The sequence below is a fragment of the Legionella sainthelensi genome, assembly GCF_900637685.1.
In the GTDB taxonomy this organism is placed as follows: Bacteria; Pseudomonadota; Gammaproteobacteria; order Legionellales; family Legionellaceae; genus Legionella; species Legionella sainthelensi.
On record NZ_LR134388.1, the window covers coordinates 2,330,796 to 2,348,627 of the forward strand.

Genomic DNA, 17,832 nt, shown 5'->3' on the forward strand with positions numbered 1-17,832 from the left:
TTAATTCTATTTATTCAAATGTTTTTTTGTTAGAATTAAAATTAATCAATAAAACAAGAAATAAGCTTATGAATTTTTGTAAACTAGGCCTTGCCGTTATTGAAACTGAAGCACAAGCAGTATTTGAACTAAGCCAGCGAATTGATAACCGATTTGAAAAGGCCTGTGAATTATTGCTTGCCTGTAAAGGACGGATCGTTGTAACTGGCATGGGAAAATCTGGGCATATAGCCAATAAAATTGCTGCTACTTTATCCAGCACAGGCAGTCCTTCATTTTTTATGCATCCTGGTGAAGCAAGTCATGGCGATCTGGGAATGATTACCCGACAAGACACAGTAATCGCCATATCTCATTCAGGTAATACTGTGGAGTTGGTTACTTTACTTCCTTTATTGAAGCGCTTAGAAGTTCCACTTATCTCCTTAACTGGCAATCCTGAATCTGCCTTGGGAAAAGCATCCGATGTTAATTTAGATGTCAGTATTAAACAAGAAGCCTGCCCTCTTGGCTTGGCACCTACAACCAGTACCACAGTAGCATTGGTGATGGGAGATGCACTTGCTATTGCTCTTTTGCAAGCGCGAGGGTTCAGTGAAGAAGATTTTGCTTTATCTCATCCTGGAGGCTCCTTGGGCAAACGGCTTTTATTACGTATTGACGAGCTCTGTCACCAAGGCGAACAATTACCGCTCGTTCATGAAAATGCGACTGTCAGTGAAGCTCTTATTGAAGTCACCGATAAAAAACTCGGCATGACTTGTGTTGTTGATAAGAAAGGATACCTTACTGGTATTTATACTGATGGAGACATTCGACGCACTTTAACACGTCAATATGACATTAACACTACTCCAATTAAAGAAGTCATGACGCGTAATGCACGCACTATTTATAAAGGAATGCTTGCTGCTGAGGCCTTGGCTATGATGCAAAAATACAGTATAACGTCACTGATTGTTATTGATGAGGATACAAGGCCTGCCGCCGTGCTTCATCTTCATGATTTGTTAAAGGCTGGTGTGTTTTAATGATCAAGCTAATAGAAAAAGCAAAAAATGTGAAATGCCTAATTTGTGATCTCGATGGAGTACTCACAGATGGTTTTTTATACATTGATACCCATTGTAATGAGCAGAAAACATTTCATATTCATGATGGCGTTGGCTTAAAACTACTTATGGCAATCGGAATTGAAGTTGCTGTTATTACGGGTTCTCATAATCCGTTAGTTGATCATCGCATGCAGCAATTAGGTATTTTTCATTATTATAAAGATAAAAGAGATAAAAAAGAGGCTTACAACCAGCTCAAAATGACACTAAACCTAAGAGATGAGCAATTCGCTTACATAGGTGACGATATTCCAGACATCCCTATTATGCAACAGGTAGGACTTAGTGTTGCTGTTGCCGATGCAACATATTTAGTTAAAGAAATTGCTATGTGGCAAACTAGTTTACCAGGTGGTCGTGGAGCTGTACGAGAATTATGCGACTTTATTCTTAACGCACAGAGCAAAATGGATTTAGCCATAGCAGGTTATTTAAAACAATGAACGCAGCGAAACAATTCATGTGGCTTTTTTTACATTAATTCTTCTAGCATGCTCAGGATGGTATTACAGCCACTCTACAACACTAATTCGCCTGGATCACGAAACTTTGGCAAATTCAGTAGACACTACAATTGCTCACGTAAGAGTACGCCAGTTTAATCAAAAAGGTACGCTCACAAATTTATTAACCGCACCACTCATGCAACATATTCAAAAAGGCAATGTTTATTTATTTGAAAATCCTCATATCATTGTAAGCCAAGATGAACAACAACCACCTTGGGATATTCGTTCTGAAAAAGGCAAGTCGATTGAAGGAGGGAAACAAGTCACGTTTCTTGGTAACGTGATTGTACATCAGAAAAGAGGAAGTAAATCACAAGAAAGTACCTTAAAAACAGAAGAAGTCACCTACTTTCCAAAAGAAAAAAAAGCAATTTCTAATGTTTTAGTAACTTATGAACAATCAGGTAACGTCATTCAATCTACTGGAATGAATGCTTATCTAGATGAAAAACGAGTAGAGTTACTTCATCGAGCCCGAGGAAGTTATGTTCCAGCGAATGGTTAGTTACAAGGCCTCACATCACTGTAAATTTTGGTTTAGCTTATGGTTTTTTTTAACATTTGCTTGTTCTTCATACGCATTGTCCGAAGATAAAGAAAAAGTAATGCATGTGATGGCCGACTCAGCAGATTTGAGTCAACAACAACATAAAGGTATTTATACGGGCAATGTTGAATTAATTCAAGGAACAACAAATCTACGAGCAACTAAAGCAATTACACTTGGTAATGAAAAAAATCAGCTTGTTGTAGCCATCGCGAGTGGAGCCCCAGGACAGCAGGCTCATTATTGGACAACGACAGATCCTAAGAAACCGCCTCTTCATGCCTATGCTGATACCATACGTTATTATCCACTACGTCATTTAATTGAATTAATAGGAAATGCTCGTGTTGAACAAGGAAGTAACTCATTCTCTGCAACAAAAATAAGTTATGATACTGAAAAGCAGCATGTTTTATCTCGGGGCGATGGCAGCAAAAGAATAATGATTATTTATCATCCAGAAAAGAAACCATCATGAGTATTCTAGAAGCACGAAACCTCAAAAAATCTTTTAAATCACGCACCGTGGTTGATGGAATTACCCTTCACATAAACAAAGGCGAATGTGTTGGATTGTTAGGACCTAATGGTGCTGGAAAAACGACTTGTTTTTACATGATAGTAGGCCTACAAGCTTGTGATGAAGGTGAAATTTTTTTATCTGAGAAAGAGATTACTTCAAGTGCCATGCATCAACGAGCTCGATTAGGAATTAGCTATCTCCCCCAAGAAGCCTCTGTATTTCGTAAGCTTACTGTTGCAGAAAATATTATGGCGATATTGGAATTGAGAGCTGATTTAAGCGAACAAGCTCGTGAAGAAAAACTTGACCTATTGCTTCAAGAGTTTCACATTTCCCATCTAGACAAAAGTCTTGGTATGTCCTTATCAGGAGGAGAGCGACGACGGGTTGAAATTGCAAGAGCCTTAGCCATAGAGCCCTCTTTTATTTTACTTGATGAGCCTTTTGCTGGAGTCGATCCCATTTCAGTGATTGATATTAAAAAAATTATTCAACACTTATGTAATAAAGGCATTGGGGTACTTATCACTGATCATAATGTAAGAGAAACCTTGGATATCTGTGAGCGCGCCTACATTGTCAGCCAAGGAAAAATATTGTGTGAAGGAACACCTGATATTATACTGGCCAACCAACAGGTAAGGGCTGTTTACTTAGGTGAAGACTTTACTTTATAAACATAGATTAATAGCACTAAGAAAAGCTTGGTAAGCAACGTCCTGCAGTTGGTTCTCGAGAATTTCTCACTAAATTGAACTAAAAAATGCATTTGAACCATGCGTTACTTAGATCAATGAAAACAGAAAGAACATTTGGGACGTAGCGCAACAGAACTCGAAAATATCAGCGACTACGTCAAACTACGATTATAAATCAAATTTTAATTTAATATGTTACTCATCATCGATAATTACGACTCATTTACCTACAACCTAGTACAATATTTTCAATGCTTAAACCAAGAAGTAATTGTTTTCACTCACGATCAAATTAGCGTGACGCAAATAAAAAAGCTTAATCCTAGCTACCTAGTGATTTCTCCTGGTCCCAAAGCTCCCAAGGATGCCGGTATTTCAATGGAAGTAATTTATAATTTTTATCAAGATATACCTATATTAGGAATTTGCCTAGGGCATCAATGTATTGCGGAAGTTTTTGGTGGTAAAATTATATCTGCACCAGAAATAATGCATGGAAAAACATCAACTATTATACATAATCAACAAGGAATATTTACAAATATTCCGAATCAATTCAAAGCAACCCGATACCATTCCCTTGCAGTGGATAAAGACAGTCTGCCTGATTTATTATCGATTGATGCATGGTCAGATAATACAATTATGGCAATTTCACATCGTCAATATCCCATTTTTGGACTACAATTCCATCCAGAGGCAATATTAAGTCAGCATGGACTAAAACTATTAGAAAATTTTTTAAAATATGAAACCTAATCTTCTATTTGAACACCTAATTGCAAAAAAAAATTTAAACCGTAAGCAAATGCACGATGTTCTTCATGCTTCTATGTCTGGTGAATATAGCGATGTTCAAATTGCTACTTTTTTAGCGCTTATGCGTATGAAAGGTGAAACGACTGATGAGCTAATTGCAGCAGCAGAAGTGATGCAGCAATTAGCTCATCATATAGAATTAGGTACAAATTTAACTGACATAGTAGGTACTGGTGGAGACGGAAAAAACACGTTTAATGTTTCTACTGCCTGTAGCTTTGTCGTCGCAAGCGCAGGATTTCCTGTTGCAAAACATGGTAATCGGTCAGTCTCCAGTCGTAGTGGAAGTGCCGATTTATTGGAGAAAGCAGGATTTATACTAAATCTTACAGATGAACAAATGCAAATTTGTATGAACCAATGTGGCTTAGCATTTTTATTTGCCCCCCATTATCATCCAGCGATGCAATACGCTCGGGCTGCGCGTCAACAATTAGGAGTTAGAACTTTATTTAACTTACTTGGTCCATTAATTAACCCTGCTCGTGTAAAAAGACAAGTGGTAGGAGTATTTTCAGCAATTTGGCAAAAGCCCCTTGCTTCGGTTCTTGCTCGTTTAGGAAGTGAAAGAGCATTAGTTGTTAGCTCTCAAGATGGATTGGATGAAATCAGTATCGTTGCTCCCACAAATATCATTGAATATCGAGAGGGAAAATATAATCACTGGATTCTCAATCCTAAAGATTATGGCATCAAGCATCACTCCTTAAATGAAATCATTATTGATTCACCTGATCAAAGTTTAGATTATATCCAAGCTGTATTTTCCGGAGAGTTAGGGGCAGCACGGGATATAGTACTCTTAAACGCCGCAGCAGCCATTTATTGTGCTGGTAACGAACTATCTTTTGAACAAGCATTAGAACACGCTAAAATCGCCATAGATAGCGGCCAAGCGAAGCAATGCTTTACACAACTTCGCCAATTAACTCAAACTTTAAATAAAGAATCAAATCATGAATAGTGTCCTAGAACGTATTACTCAAAAAAATTAGAAGAAATTTGTTTGGCTAAGAAAAATAAGCCATTAGATTTACTAAAGCAACAACCCATGATGGAGCAAAGAAACTTCCTTAATGCCCTAAAAAATCAAGAAACACCCGCCATTATCGCTGAGATTAAACGAGCCTCCCCCAGCAAAGGAATCATTCGAGAAGATTTTAATGTAGCAGAAATTGCAACAATATACGGACTGCATGGAGCACGTTGTCTTTCTGTACTTACTGATATTGACTTTTTCCAAGGCCATCCGGATTATATTGCTCAAGCAAAAATGAACAGCAACCTGCCGGTATTGCGCAAAGATTTTATCCTGGATACTTATCAAATTTATGAAAGCTTGGCCTTAGGTGCTGACTGTATTTTACTTATTGTCGCATTACTTGATGATGCCCAGTTAATTGAGTTTTGCCAATTAGCTCAGGAGCTTGGTATGGCCGTCCTTGTAGAAAGCCATACTCAAGAAGAACTTGAGCGTGCTTTACGTTTACCTACTCCATTAATAGGAGTCAATAATCGCAGTCTTCATACGTTTCATACAAATATACAGTTGAGTATTGATTTAAAACACTATATTCCCAATGATAGAATAACTATTACGGAAAGTGGGATAAATAATCATGCAGATATTCGTTTGATGCAATCTCATGGTATAAACACCTTTCTTGTCGGAGAAAGCTTAATGAGGGCTAAAGATATTGGTAACGCATTGGATCAACTCATCAAGGGGAACTAATGCATATGAGTAGAGTCAGCTATCTGAAATTTTTAAGATTAGTTACAAAATTCCCCTACCCTCATTACAATTTTTATTAACAGGTGTAATGCAATAGCTCACTAAAGTTAAAAATTGCATGTTTACGGTAACCCGACAGCCATTGGCGAGCCTCTTAATCGATGTCCTGTAGACATGCCATGATGTTGGAATAAGGATAGATCTCATAAATCAATGTCAGTGGAGGCATGATTAGGTTTGGATTAAATGGCATAATGGATAATTTTACTTATATTGAATAAAAATGAGACATAAACAACAAGGCATCATTTTCATGCAAGATGCACCCAATAAATATCGTCTAGGCCACATTCAAAGCCTCCACTGCATGATGATTCGGGGATGTAACCTTTACGATGCAAATTACTATTCTAAATCAGGCTCTGTAGGCTCTAATGGCTCAGGCTCAGGCAATCCAGGATTATCTGGCTCAAAAGGCTGTGGATTGTCCGGGTACTCATCTGGCACATTAGGAAACTCATCAGGCTCTGGTATTTCATCGCCGCTTTTCAAAATAGATCCTTTATTTTGTTTAATATTATAAAAAATTATAGCAAAGGAAATAAAATGAATGTAGCTGTCATCACCGGTGCTGCAAGTGGAATTGGATTAGCATTAACCCAAATTCATTTGCAACGCAGCAATTTTGTAGTTATGGTAGATAAAGATAGTGTTAAACTTAAAAATGAATCCTCTCGATTATCGACGTTATTTCCAGAAAAAATTTTAGAGGTTGCTTGTGACATAACCCATCCAAACGAAGTAGCTCACCTGGCCCAACAAGTCAAGTCTAAATGGGGACGTATCGATTGGATTTATAATAATGCGGGTATTATAGGCCAATTAGCCCCTATTTGGGATTTATGCCCAGAACACATTCAAAAAGTAATGGATGTTAATTTGCATGGGATGATTTATATGATCCAAGCATTTACTCCCTTCTTATTTGAACAAACATTTAATTCGCATATCATCAATGTAGCCAGCTTATATGCGCTTTGTACAGGCTCACAGACAGCCTCTTATTCCATGTCAAAACATGCAGTTTTAGCTTTATCAGAATCTTTATATTTTGATCTGGAACGAATGAAAAAACCGGTAAATATCTCTGTTGTTTTTCCTTCATTTACTGATACAGCCCTGTTATCTCACGGTGAGCATGCTCATTCACAATTCCAAGAAATCTTAAAATCACTTTTATCTCACTCACGACCTGCCATGGATATAGCGGAGCATATAGTGAGGGAAGTAGAACAAAAAAAATTCTATATTTTTCCTGATAAAGAGGTTAAAGGATATTGCGAAGAACGGACTAAGGCTATGATATTGCAAGATCCTCCCTATGTAACTAATATTGAAAAATTAATGGGTGCACTTATGAAAAGGCAATCTCAAGCTTGACTTGAAGCAAGAGAAAAACTAGATATTGCGCATAGCGCGATATCTAGGAGGCATAAAATGCGGCTAATACAGATAAATCCCCTATTATGAGCCTAACATTTCCAATAATTCTCTTCTGAATTTGTGATAATCAACTTCCAAAGCATGTCGAATATGTGATTTAAACCGGTAATGAGGTCTATTCATTTCAAGCTCTATCTTTTTTTGTAGATTCCCCGGGCGCTCCAGAGTCCCCATAATAATGCGTGCTGCAATTTTTGATTGGTAATCAGCCAATGGCCAAATACATCCCTGTGGTTGACATAAACCAATAAAATACAGGGTATCAAAATTAGGATGCATCATTTTACGATAAAGTGGAATCTTAGTGGAGTTGCTAAAATCAGCCACTACTTTATCAAGGAAAGGAAAACTTATTTTATAACCTGTAGCAAAAATAATTGTATCAAATTCCTCAAATTTACCATCGGTAAAATATACTCGTTTACCGTCAAAATGAGTCATTCCTGGGCGAGGAGATATTTCACCATGGCGAATAAAATAAAGAAGCTCCGTATTAATGGTTGGATGAATTTCCAAGGGACCACAATCTGGCTTCATTAATTTATATTTTGCATAACGACCTTGAAGAATACGGGCAAAAAAACTCAAAATTTTCTGTCTCAACCAGGAAGGCATCCATCGAATTTTTGCCACCGCATCATCAGTTGGCTTCCCAAATACAAATTTAGGAAAAATATGATACCCTCTACGCATACTAATACACGTATTAGGAGATATTCTTGCTATTTCGACAGCGATATCGCAGGCGGAATTACCTCCGCCTACCACTAAAACACGCTGTCCTTTAAACACCGAAGCTTTTTTATATTGGTGAGAGTGAAGTATCTGACCAGAAAATTCACCAGGATATTCTGGTAAAACAGGATCCCAATGATGTCCATTCGCCACTAATAAATAATCAAAATACTCTTCACCAATACCTTGCGCGTTTTCAAAGGCTACCTTCCATTGATTTTGATTAATAGGCACTGCATTCAACACTTGGGTATTAAAACGAATGTATTTAGTTAAATTAAAATGATCCGCATAACTTTGAAAATAGTCTAAAACCAACCGATGAGAAGGATAGTCAGGGTAATGATGTGGCATTGGAAAATCTTCAAATTCAGACCAACGCTTTGAACTGATAATATGGGTTGTTTCATAAATACTGGAATGATCATTTTTTTCATCATAAATCCAGTTACCACCAATTTGATTATTTTTTTCAAAAACGGTGATATCTTTTACACCCTGTTCTTGCAAATTTTTGATTGCAGCAAGCCCACTTGGACCTGCTCCTATAACACAGACACGAGGACAATGGTCTTTACCCATTTGCTTTATTTGCATTACTCAACACCTTTTTCACTTCTTTCATTATCATGGCTTGTACAATAGGATCTTTATCAATAGTGAAATGATTCACTTTTATTCCTTTTACCGTAGTAACATTGATATTATCGATACGAGTTTTTTCAGGATCAACAGCCTTAAGTCTTAAACCACTAAACATAGGCACAAAACTAGGTTTATAAAAATTCATTGCATACTTTACATTAGGAGGAACAATCGTTTGTGACACCGCATCCACAGTAACTAGCAAATCAACAGGAATGCCAACTTTATTAAGATTACGCGCAACCTTGATTTGCTCGTTCGCACCCAAAGAATGACCTACAAGGACAATGGGTCTATGTACTTTATGTGTTTGATAATAAGAAACAATTTTACGTGTCACATTACCTGCATTATACCACATATCACTAGGTGCTCTAATATTACATTCATCTTCTACAGTGTCACTAAGTGTTCTCATTCCGGTACTGAACAATCCCAGACCACCCAACATCGTGTGTACCTCACCATTATAAGGTTGGGATTTACGCGTTATAACTGATTTTTTTGTGGATTGTTTATTAGATTGATCCAATGTAGGTTGGGAAGAATACTTAGGTAGTGGCTTTTTAACTGAGGCTCTACCGCCGGACAAATCAACACATCCAGCTAAACTCATTGTCACAAGAGAGAGTAAAAATGATATAAAAAAATTTAATTTTCTATTTTGTACAGAGTTCATTTTATTTTTATTTATATTTTTAGAACGAGAATGATAGCTTATTCTTATAATATTTGCCAAGATACTCCTGTGTTGTGACAGCAATTATAAATTTTGTTGTCCAATTTTGATAATAGAAAATACATTTGATATAAGTGTAAAAAAGTTCCGTATGACAAAACTAATGCCTTGATTTTATAACTTAGCTCATTTATTACTTTCACTATGAAACCACTTTAATTTATGAAAACACAAATTGCGATACTCACGGTAGCTCAACTTAACCGCCAAGTAAAAAGTTATCTTGAAAATGAACTTGGGATAATTTACGTTGAAGGGGAACTTTCAAACCTGAGTAAACCTGCATCTGGGCATTACTATTTTACTTTAAAAGACAACGCTGCTCAAATTCGCTGTGTCTATTTTAAAAACCGCCACAGCGCACTTACAAATAAATTATCTGATGGTCAGCACGTCATTTTGGGTGGTAGATTAAGTTTGTACGAAGCACGTGGCGATTACCAATTAATCGTAGAACAAGTTACCGAGGCAGGCCTAGGAGCACTGTATCAGCGCTTTGAAGAATTAAAAAATAAATTGGCTACCGAAGGATTATTTGCTTCAATAAATAAGCGCCCTATTCCCTCTATGCCTCGTACCATTGGGGTAATCACATCAACCACTGGCGCCGCAATTCGTGATATCTTATCAACACTTGCACGACGATTTCCCCTAGCCCATGTCTTAGTCTACCCTAGTGAAGTTCAGGGAGCTGGAGCGGCACAACAATTAATTCAAGCATTACAACGTGCCAATAGAGAAAAACGTAGCGATGTACTTCTTCTTGCTCGTGGTGGCGGTAGTATTGAAGATTTGTGGGCTTTTAACGATGAACATCTGGCCCGTCAAATCGCAAGTAGCACCATCCCAATCGTATCCGGAGTCGGACACGAAACTGACTTTACCATTGCTGACTTTGTTGCCGATTATCGTGCAGAAACTCCAACAGCGGCAGCTATTGTAGCAACCCCTGATTGTCAGGAGTTGTTTAAATTATTAAATCATGCTCTCATACGCTTGCAGGAGGCAATGCATCGATTTTTGCAAAAATATCAAATGAAATTGCATCATTTAATGGATAAAATATCATCGCCACAAAAAGCGATTTCTCATTACTGCCAGACTACCGACTATTTAGAAAAACAACTTATATCGCATATGAATTACATCATCACACAAAAAAAGCATCAGTTGCAGCTGTATGAAAATCATCTAAAGACAAGAAACCCGAAAACCCAAATCGCTCGAACTCAACTAAATTTACAACAATTCTCGACACAATTAATCCAACTCATGCAAGCCAGGTTAAGCCAGCTTAAGTATAAATTAAGCACTAAATTATCTACTTTGCATGCCGTGAGCCCATTGGCGACTCTTGATAGAGGATACGCGATTGCAACTAAAAAAAGTAAAGTGCTGCTTTCAAGCGAACAAGTACACATCGGTGATAGCATAAATATTCGCTTAGCTGCAGGAAGTCTGACTTGTGAGATCACACAAATAAAAGAGTAATATATGCTTGAAGAATTAAATAATAGCCTTGAATTAATTATCATCCAAACACAAAATAATAGTTCAATTCTAGTTATTATTCTTTTAATTCCTTGGTGTTTCTTTTTAATAAGCCACTTTATTTACAGAAGAATTTTATTGTTGGGAATCATTCCTAGACATATTCGAGGATTACCTGGGATTTTTTTTGCACCACTCCTGCATGCAGATTTCAACCATATATTTTTTAATTCTATTCCTTTAGTGGTCTTAAGTAATTTTATTTTAATCAATGGGCTAAACTACTTCCTGTTTGTAACCCTCATGATTGCCTTAATCAGCGGTATTGCTATTTGGTGTTTTGCCAAACCAGGTTTACATGTGGGTGCAAGCGGTTTAATTACAGGCTATTGGGGTCTCTTAGTTAGCAATATCTATCAAAATGGTACCTTGACGACCTTAATTTTAGGCGTGATTAGCCTGTACTATTTTGCAGGTATATTTTTTGGAATTTTTCCTAAAAAAAAGGGGGTATCGTGGGAGGCGCATTTATTTGGTCTTTTAGCAGGTCTAGCGACCAGTTATTTTTTAAAACTTTACCCTAATTTCATGGAGATAATTTCGGTTGTATCTAATAATTTTTAAACCAATATGCTATCCTAAAATTAAAAAATAATAAGAGAAATCAGATGCTATCATTTAAAAATTTATTTTACGCCAGCCTATTTTGTTTGCTTGCTTCACCTACAAATGCTCAATCAGGTGCACAGTCTGGATATGTATCTGGTTGTTGCAACCAAATGGGGGGCGTCAGTTATTGTGACTCCTCTGCAGGTCGTCTTGTCTGTAAAAATGGCTTTTATTCTGCATGTTATTGTACCCCTCATGCTGTAATGGACTTACAACTGTTTAGAGGTTGCTGCTTATGGAAAGGAGGAGTCGTTACCACTTACAATACTAATGGTTTTGTTGTATGTAACGATGGTTCCATTTCCGAAGAATGCTCTATACGGCCTGAAGAAAAAATTGCTGCATGGTAAGTGATATAAATTACATGCGATACAAAGCGTTATCAATTGCGGGATTCGATGGTTCCGGTGGTGCAGGAATTCAAGCTGATCTTAAAACCTTTTCTGCCTTAGGCTGCTATGGTATGACTGTACTTACAGCGTTGCCCATACAGAATACATGCGGTGTAAGAAATTGTTATACATTGCCACTACAAAGTATAGAAGATCAATTAAACGCTCTATTTGATGATATTAGACCTGACAGCATCAAAATAGGCATGTTATTCAATAGTGAAATCATTCAATTAGTTGCTTCATTTCTTCAGAAAAATGCAAAAAATATCCCTATTATTATTGATCCTGTGACACTTGCTAAAAGCGGTGATCCTTTATTATTACCCGAAGCTATTGATGCATTACTCAACCTACTAATACCTCTAGCAACACTAATCACTCCAAATATTCCCGAAGCTGCTACATTTACTGGACTTACTGCCCAATCAGAAGAAGAAATGCTCTTAGTCGGACAAAAATTGTTAGAGTTCGGCCCAAAAAACGTTTTATTAAAAGGAGGACATTTAAATTCAATAAACTCCAATGACGTACTCATAAACTCTCATGACAAGCCTCATTGGTTCGCCAGTCCAAGAATAAGTACCTCTAATACTCATGGTACTGGTTGTACTCTTTCAGCAGCAATTACAGCCTGCCTCGCTCAAAAAATTGATTTAATTGATGCTTGTGGTATTGCAAAGACTTATTTATTTAATGCAATTCAAGCTGCAAAAGATGAACGTGTGGGTCTAGGAAATGGGCCAGTACAGCATTTTTATCATTTTTGGCCCGTTCAATTACTTGATCTATAAAAAGTGCCCATACCTGTAAAAGTACTGAACAGATGAAGCAGTACCTTTTCTTTTTAAAAACAGTGAGAAGACATCATTATCTTAAAAATAAAGAATGCCTGACTTTTGGTATGTAGTTATTTTTTTCAGCGCATTTCCAGTAATTCACCAAAACATAAGGCACTAAAAATAATTAATAAATAACCTATTGTTGAATAGCAAAATACTGTATCTGTAAATGACGAAAAACAAAAGGAAATTAATAAACCTAAAAGAATTGGTTTCGTTTCTTTAAGCTTGAAAAAAGTAATAAATAAAGTACCTAAAAATGAGAATAAAAGCGTGATACCGATTAGGCCTTGTTCCGCCAGCGTCAACCAATACTGGCCATGAGGCTCATTTAATTTTTTCCCCCATGCTGGTACAGGTTGTTCCAATGAAAAACGGTAAGGAAATCCTCCTGTACCAATACCTATAAATGGATGCTCTTTAAATAATGATTCTGCATATTGATGAAATTGTATTCTAAACCCTAACGAGTTATTTTCCTGATGGTTTTGCAATGATTTAATATCATTAAACAACGTTTGAGTTGTTACTTGCATCCTAGGACTCAGAGTATAGGTTAAAAGAATCGTGCCAAAAAATAGCATTACTCCCACTAGTGCTTTTTTTAAAGACATTCTCTGTAACATAAGCATTGTCATTAAGAGTGCATATATCAGATAACCGGTTTTTCCCGTATTTAAAAATAGGATTTGATAACTTCCTAAAAAGAACATGCTTAAAGAAAAAAGACGGCGTGGTCGACTTACATCAGCTTTGAAAACCTGCAATCCTGCCAAATAAACCCCTAAAGCCACCATATATCCAGTAATTATGTGGTTGTAAAATACTTCTCCAGGATCAGCAACATTATTCAACTCTAAAAGATTTCTGGCCTTTAAAATGGAAAGTATACAAGTTAATAGCATCACGGATAGATAACTATCTAAAACCCATTGTCTCGTGCTCGGTTTAATAAAAGCTACTGCAAGAATTGGCAAAAAAATTAATTTAGAATACTTATCAATCGTATTATAGCGTATTGCTAGAGGCGCGTCAGACCAAAAACACGCAATAATAATATAAAGAAAGAAAACCAATGCTGCGCGCGCCCATAATGTATTAAATGCCTCATATAAATACTGCCTGTAATAAGGTGTAAATACTATTGCCAACAGGCTAAGAACCATCAAAATTGATTTCACACTAGAACTAATAGGAATAGAAAAAACCAATAAAACAATAAGGATTGGAGCTAATAAGTTAATTTTTTCATCCGAAAAAAATGCTCTCAAATTAGCTCCTCTGCATTTTGAGCTAACGATGGTAATTGATCCAGGTTTTTGTCTCGATATATTTGCTTAATACCTCGATAAAAAGTACCTTGAGCATTAAATACAGCAAATATAAAGCCTCTTTTGCCATCCAAAAACCCTCGCTGTACAACATAACATCTAAAAAACATCCACAACGTACCTGCTAATGTCTTAGTCAAACTTGGCCGTTTTTGCTTGGAAATATATGTTTTTGCACTGTAGGATGAATATTTATTTAATTTATAAAGCACATGGCTCACATCTTTAAATGAGTGGTGCATAATCGGACTTTTTATTTTACCAATACGCGCACCCTCTGGGAGAACTATTTTTTCATGTACAATATCATCACTGAAATAGGCATTAGCTCGTTTAAATAGGCGTGCATGTCGTTTAGGACTGGAAGAATACCTTAAAGGTTGATTGTAGAAATACATTTGAATTGCAACTCTAAAGGCATCTGCTGAGTCAGAAGCCATCGCCCGAATCATTTCTTGTTGTAATTCCAGGCTTACTGACTCATCTGCATCAAGATTCAATACCCAATCACACTGTGCTTTTGATAAAGCACGCTGCTTTTGTGCACCATACCCAGGCCAGTCCGTAGAATACACATACGCTGTATATTCTTTTGCAATAGCGACTGTACTATCCGTACTTCCTGAGTCTAATACTATAATTTCATCTGCAAACTGTACTGACTCTAAACACCTTCTGATATTCTGCTCTTCGTTTTTAGTTATTATGATTACCGATAACGTCATTTAAAAAACGCCCTCACGATGATCATGGCTATCAAAGTGCAGTTTTCCATCTTTTACTTTTAAAGTGACATGACCGCCATGCATTAACTTGCCAAATAAAAGTTCATCAGCAAGAGGTTTTTTCACGTTTTCTTGAATTAGTCGAGCCATAGGTCGAGCCCCCATGACTTTATCATAACCATGTTCAATCAGCCATTCACGAGCCATTTTATCCACAGTAAAGGTCACCCCTTTGTGGCTCAGTTGCTCATCTAATTCCATAATAAATTTATCGACGACTAAACCAATAGTTATTGCATCCAGCGGAGCAAAGTTAATAATCGCATCAAGTCTATTCCTAAACTCTGGGCTGAATTGCTTTTTAATGACTTCAAGTCCATCATTGCTGTTGTCTTGTTGTGAGAAACCAATGGAGTTACGAACCATCTCTCCCGCTCCAGCATTGGAAGTCATAACCAAAATAATGTGCCTAAAATCTGCTTGACGGCCATTAGTATCGGTTAATGTGCCATGATCCATGATTTGTAGTAGTAAATTAAATACGTCAGGATGTGCTTTCTCAATTTCATCAAGTAAAAGTACCGCATGTGGGTTTTTAGTAACCGCCTCTGTAAGTAATCCTCCTTGATCGTATCCTACATATCCTGGAGGAGCACCAATTAACCGAGAAACAGTATGTTTTTCCATATACTCAGACATATCAAAACGCAACAACTCGATCCCTAAAACATTAGCTAATTGCCTGGTTACTTCCGTTTTTCCAACACCTGTTGGGCCAGCAAATAAAAAACAACCAACTGGTTTTTGTGGATCCCTAAGTCCAGAGCGACCTAATTTAATTGCCGAAGCCAATGCAGTGATTGCCTGATCTTGTCCATAAACTAGAAGTTTCAAATCACGTTCCAAATTACGTAAAGTATCTTTGTCACGCGCAGATACTTTCTTAATAGGGATACGCGCAATTTTTGCAACTACGCTTTCAATTTCAGTAACGCTAATTATTTTTTTACGTTTGCTGGCTGTTAATAAATTTTGATATGCGCCTGCTTCATCTACAACATCAATAGCTTTATCAGGTAAAAAACGATCATTAATGTATTTTGCTGACAATTCTGCAGCGGCTTTAAGAGCAGGTATCGTAAATTTTACGCCGTGGTGCTCTTCCAAGCGACCTTTTAATCCTTTCAAGATTTCAAAAGTTTCATCAATTGTCGGTTCAGGAATATCAATTTTTTGAAAACGTCGTGCCAAGGCCCTATCTTTTTCAAAAATACCCCGGTATTCCTGATAGGTTGTAGAACCTATACATTTCAATTCACCATTTGCTAACAGTGGCTTAATTAGATTAGAGGCATCCATTACACCACCTGAAGCGGCACCTGCCCCAATTATGGTATGAATTTCATCAATGAACAAAACAGCACCCTCTTGTTGGCTGAGTTGTTTCAGTACAGCTTTTAATCGTTTTTCAAAATCACCACGATATTTTGTTCCAGCAAGTAATGCCCCTAAATCAAGCGAGTAAACGATACAATCACGAATAGCATCAGGAATTTCACCATCAACAATACGTCGTGCCAATCCTTCAGCAATTGCAGTCTTACCAACTCCTGCTTCTCCCACCAGTAAAGGATTGTTTTTTCTGCGTCGACACAATACTTGAATCGTGCGTTGTATTTCTTCATGTCGTCCGATCAAAGGATCGATCTTACCCTGTTTCGCACGTCTATTAAGATTTGTACAATAACTTTCCAGAGGTGATTCATTACCTTCTGATGCCCCCATCTCATCTTCCATAGAATTCATGTTTTCATGCATGTCATTATTCTGATACTTAGAAACACCATGCGAAATATAATTAATTACATCAAGTCGTGTAATATTTTCACGGCGTAAGAAATAAACAGCTTGACTTTCTTGTTCACTGAAAATCGCTGCTAAAACATTTGCCCCAGTCACTTCCGTCTTTCCTGCAGATTGTACATGAAAAACAGCACGTTGCAGTACTCGTTGAAAACCAAGTGTTGGTTGCGTTTCCCTATCTACTTCATCTTCAGGAATTCTGGGAGTAGTTTCATCAATAAATTCAATCAAATCTCGGCGTAAGGCTTCAATGTTCGCATCACATGCCTGCAATACACTTCCAGCTGATGGATTATCAAGCAATGACAACAGCAAATGCTCAACTGTCATAAACTCATGACGCTTTTCTTTTGCTTCCTTGAAAGCTAGGTTCAAGGTAAATTCAAGTTCTTTATTTAACATTGTCGTTGCTCCTCTTCAGCCCACAGCAATTACTCGGGTTCCATGCTTGATAGCAATGGATGCTGATTTCGTCTGGCGTATTCATTTACCAAAGCTACTTTTGTTTCTGCAATATCTCGTGTAAATACCCCACACACGCCTTTTCCTTGAAAATGAACTTGTAGCATTATTTGAACAGCCATTTCATCACTAAGGTGAAAAAAATGCTTCAGAACATCAACTACAAAATCCATTGGTGTATAATCATCATTGAGCAACACAACTTTGTACTTTCTGGGCACTTTGATTTCCGAGCTCATTTGTGGCTCAGCGACTTTATGCCTTACAATTTCCTCTAGATTTTGTCCGCTCATAACATACAACCTCTATATTATTTTTATAGACTCCCTGCGCGCTTTTGGCCAGTAAAAACTGCTAATTTTAATGAAAAAAAAGCCTTTGAAATAATGAAAAACATATTGATTAGATACCATTCATTAAACCACTATCATAGATTACAACTCAGGAAAGAGTGAAAAATCCTGGAACTAGCTTCTACATCATACCAGG

General features: G+C 37.1%; 18 protein-coding genes and 2 pseudogenes. 13 read left to right on the forward strand and 7 right to left on the reverse strand.

From position 1 onward, the window contains the following. The first annotated feature begins 68 nt into the window (after window positions 1–68). From EL220_RS10295 to trpC, 8 genes and pseudogenes are all read left to right on the forward strand, one after another. Window positions 69–1,031 (forward strand): KpsF/GutQ family sugar-phosphate isomerase, encoded by a 963-nt coding sequence (locus tag EL220_RS10295; protein ID WP_027271265.1) that lies wholly within the window; start codon window positions 69–71, stop codon window positions 1,029–1,031. Next, on the forward strand, window positions 1,031–1,558 hold the full coding sequence (locus EL220_RS10300) for a KdsC family phosphatase (protein ID WP_027271264.1): 528 nt from the start codon (window positions 1,031–1,033) through the stop codon (window positions 1,556–1,558). The genes EL220_RS10295 and EL220_RS10300 overlap by 1 nt, the downstream gene beginning before the upstream one ends. After that, a pseudogene (gene lptC / locus EL220_RS10305) lies at window positions 1,555–2,129 on the forward strand (LPS export ABC transporter periplasmic protein LptC). The gene EL220_RS10300 and the pseudogene lptC overlap by 4 nt, the downstream one beginning before the upstream one ends. Continuing rightward, a complete protein-coding gene (gene lptA, locus EL220_RS10310) occupies window positions 2,110–2,649 on the forward strand; it encodes a lipopolysaccharide transport periplasmic protein LptA (protein ID WP_027271262.1) in 540 nt (179 codons plus the stop codon). Before lptC ends, lptA begins: the two are co-directional and overlap by 20 nt. Beyond that, window positions 2,646–3,371: an LPS export ABC transporter ATP-binding protein gene (lptB, locus tag EL220_RS10315; protein WP_027271261.1), complete on the forward strand. Its 726-nt coding sequence runs from the start codon at window positions 2,646–2,648 to the stop codon at window positions 3,369–3,371. The genes lptA and lptB overlap by 4 nt, the downstream gene beginning before the upstream one ends. A gap of 213 nt (window positions 3,372–3,584) precedes the next feature. Beyond that, on the forward strand, window positions 3,585–4,151 hold the full coding sequence (locus tag EL220_RS10320) for an anthranilate synthase component II (RefSeq protein WP_027271260.1): 567 nt from the start codon (window positions 3,585–3,587) through the stop codon (window positions 4,149–4,151). Continuing rightward, window positions 4,141–5,175: an anthranilate phosphoribosyltransferase gene (gene trpD, locus EL220_RS10325; RefSeq protein WP_027271259.1), complete on the forward strand. Its 1,035-nt coding sequence runs from the start codon at window positions 4,141–4,143 to the stop codon at window positions 5,173–5,175. Before EL220_RS10320 ends, trpD begins: the two co-directional genes overlap by 11 nt. After that, a pseudogene (gene trpC / locus EL220_RS10330) lies at window positions 5,168–5,946 on the forward strand (indole-3-glycerol phosphate synthase TrpC). The gene trpD and the pseudogene trpC overlap by 8 nt, the downstream one beginning before the upstream one ends. A gap of 405 nt (window positions 5,947–6,351) precedes the next feature. Here trpC and EL220_RS18195 read toward each other — a convergent pair. After that, window positions 6,352–6,498: a hypothetical protein gene (locus EL220_RS18195; protein ID WP_164480582.1), complete on the reverse strand. Its 147-nt coding sequence runs from the start codon at window positions 6,496–6,498 to the stop codon at window positions 6,352–6,354. Window positions 6,499–6,552: 54 nt separating this feature from the next. Between EL220_RS18195 and EL220_RS10335 the strand changes: the two genes are divergently transcribed. Continuing rightward, window positions 6,553–7,386 (forward strand): SDR family NAD(P)-dependent oxidoreductase, encoded by an 834-nt coding sequence (locus EL220_RS10335; protein ID WP_027271257.1) that lies wholly within the window; start codon window positions 6,553–6,555, stop codon window positions 7,384–7,386. Between the two features lie 84 nt (window positions 7,387–7,470). Here EL220_RS10335 and EL220_RS10340 read toward each other — a convergent pair whose 3' ends face one another. Together EL220_RS10340 and EL220_RS10345 are read right to left on the reverse strand one after the other, a co-directional pair. Beyond that, entirely contained in the window at window positions 7,471–8,781 is a 1,311-nt protein-coding gene (locus EL220_RS10340) for a flavin-containing monooxygenase (protein WP_027271256.1), read from the reverse strand. Next, window positions 8,759–9,508, reverse strand: coding sequence for a hypothetical protein (locus EL220_RS10345; protein ID WP_027271255.1), 750 nt, complete (start codon window positions 9,506–9,508; stop codon window positions 8,759–8,761). Before EL220_RS10345 ends, EL220_RS10340 begins: the two co-directional genes overlap by 23 nt. Window positions 9,509–9,730: 222 nt before the next feature. On the opposite strand from EL220_RS10345, the gene xseA reads away from it, so the two are divergent. The 4 genes from xseA to thiD are packed head-to-tail and all read left to right on the forward strand — an operon-like array spanning window position 9,731 to window position 12,914. Then, window positions 9,731–11,059 carry an exodeoxyribonuclease VII large subunit gene (xseA, locus tag EL220_RS10350; RefSeq protein WP_027271254.1) on the forward strand — a complete coding sequence of 443 codons (1,329 nt, stop codon included), beginning with the start codon at window positions 9,731–9,733 and terminating at the stop codon, window positions 11,057–11,059. A 3-nt stretch (window positions 11,060–11,062) separates the two neighbouring features. After that, window positions 11,063–11,683 (forward strand): rhomboid family intramembrane serine protease, encoded by a 621-nt coding sequence (locus tag EL220_RS10355; RefSeq protein ID WP_027271253.1) that lies wholly within the window; start codon window positions 11,063–11,065, stop codon window positions 11,681–11,683. 44 nt (window positions 11,684–11,727) lie between these two features. Beyond that, the gene (locus tag EL220_RS10360; protein ID WP_027271252.1) at window positions 11,728–12,078 is read left to right on the forward strand and encodes a hypothetical protein; all 351 of its coding nucleotides are present in this window, start codon (window positions 11,728–11,730) and stop codon (window positions 12,076–12,078) included. A gap of 14 nt (window positions 12,079–12,092) precedes the next feature. Then, window positions 12,093–12,914 (forward strand): bifunctional hydroxymethylpyrimidine kinase/phosphomethylpyrimidine kinase, encoded by an 822-nt coding sequence (thiD, locus tag EL220_RS10365; RefSeq protein ID WP_027271251.1) that lies wholly within the window; start codon window positions 12,093–12,095, stop codon window positions 12,912–12,914. A gap of 125 nt (window positions 12,915–13,039) precedes the next feature. Here the strand turns inward: thiD and EL220_RS10370 are convergent, their stop codons facing one another. Genes EL220_RS10370 through clpS form a run of 4 tightly spaced genes read right to left on the reverse strand, consistent with a single transcriptional unit; the run spans window position 13,040 to window position 17,636 of the window. Next, window positions 13,040–14,233: an O-antigen ligase family protein gene (locus EL220_RS10370; protein ID WP_027271250.1), complete on the reverse strand. Its 1,194-nt coding sequence runs from the start codon at window positions 14,231–14,233 to the stop codon at window positions 13,040–13,042. Then, window positions 14,230–15,018 (reverse strand): glycosyltransferase family 2 protein, encoded by a 789-nt coding sequence (locus EL220_RS10375; RefSeq protein ID WP_027271249.1) that lies wholly within the window; start codon window positions 15,016–15,018, stop codon window positions 14,230–14,232. Before EL220_RS10375 ends, EL220_RS10370 begins: the two co-directional genes overlap by 4 nt. Next, on the reverse strand, window positions 15,019–17,283 hold the full coding sequence (gene clpA, locus EL220_RS10380) for an ATP-dependent Clp protease ATP-binding subunit ClpA (protein ID WP_027271248.1): 2,265 nt from the start codon (window positions 17,281–17,283) through the stop codon (window positions 15,019–15,021). A 29-nt stretch (window positions 17,284–17,312) separates the two neighbouring features. Then, window positions 17,313–17,636: an ATP-dependent Clp protease adapter ClpS gene (gene clpS, locus EL220_RS10385; RefSeq protein ID WP_027271247.1), complete on the reverse strand. Its 324-nt coding sequence runs from the start codon at window positions 17,634–17,636 to the stop codon at window positions 17,313–17,315. Window positions 17,637–17,832: the final 196 nt, after the last annotated feature.

Excerpts from the sequence above, each read along its gene's own strand:
- xseA (WP_027271254.1), top strand. The coding sequence starts at position 9,731 with ATGAAAACACAAATTGCGATACTCACGGTAGCTCAACTTAACCGCCAA.
- EL220_RS10320 (WP_027271260.1), top strand. The coding sequence starts at position 3,585 with ATGTTACTCATCATCGATAATTACGACTCATTTACCTACAACCTAGTA.
- thiD (WP_027271251.1), top strand. The coding sequence starts at position 12,093 with ATGCGATACAAAGCGTTATCAATTGCGGGATTCGATGGTTCCGGTGGT.
- EL220_RS10300 (WP_027271264.1), top strand. The coding sequence starts at position 1,031 with ATGATCAAGCTAATAGAAAAAGCAAAAAATGTGAAATGCCTAATTTGT.
- trpD (WP_027271259.1), top strand. The coding sequence starts at position 4,141 with ATGAAACCTAATCTTCTATTTGAACACCTAATTGCAAAAAAAAATTTA.
- EL220_RS10345 (WP_027271255.1), bottom strand. The coding sequence starts at position 9,508 with ATGAACTCTGTACAAAATAGAAAATTAAATTTTTTTATATCATTTTTA.
- lptB (WP_027271261.1), top strand. The coding sequence starts at position 2,646 with ATGAGTATTCTAGAAGCACGAAACCTCAAAAAATCTTTTAAATCACGC.
- lptA (WP_027271262.1), top strand. The coding sequence starts at position 2,110 with ATGTTCCAGCGAATGGTTAGTTACAAGGCCTCACATCACTGTAAATTT.
- EL220_RS10340 (WP_027271256.1), bottom strand. The coding sequence starts at position 8,781 with ATGCAAATAAAGCAAATGGGTAAAGACCATTGTCCTCGTGTCTGTGTT.
- EL220_RS10355 (WP_027271253.1), top strand. The coding sequence starts at position 11,063 with ATGCTTGAAGAATTAAATAATAGCCTTGAATTAATTATCATCCAAACA.
- clpS (WP_027271247.1), bottom strand. The coding sequence starts at position 17,636 with ATGAGCGGACAAAATCTAGAGGAAATTGTAAGGCATAAAGTCGCTGAG.
- EL220_RS10335 (WP_027271257.1), top strand. The coding sequence starts at position 6,553 with ATGAATGTAGCTGTCATCACCGGTGCTGCAAGTGGAATTGGATTAGCA.
- EL220_RS10375 (WP_027271249.1), bottom strand. The coding sequence starts at position 15,018 with ATGACGTTATCGGTAATCATAATAACTAAAAACGAAGAGCAGAATATC.
- clpA (WP_027271248.1), bottom strand. The coding sequence starts at position 17,283 with ATGTTAAATAAAGAACTTGAATTTACCTTGAACCTAGCTTTCAAGGAA.
- EL220_RS10295 (WP_027271265.1), top strand. The coding sequence starts at position 69 with ATGAATTTTTGTAAACTAGGCCTTGCCGTTATTGAAACTGAAGCACAA.
- EL220_RS10360 (WP_027271252.1), top strand. The coding sequence starts at position 11,728 with ATGCTATCATTTAAAAATTTATTTTACGCCAGCCTATTTTGTTTGCTT.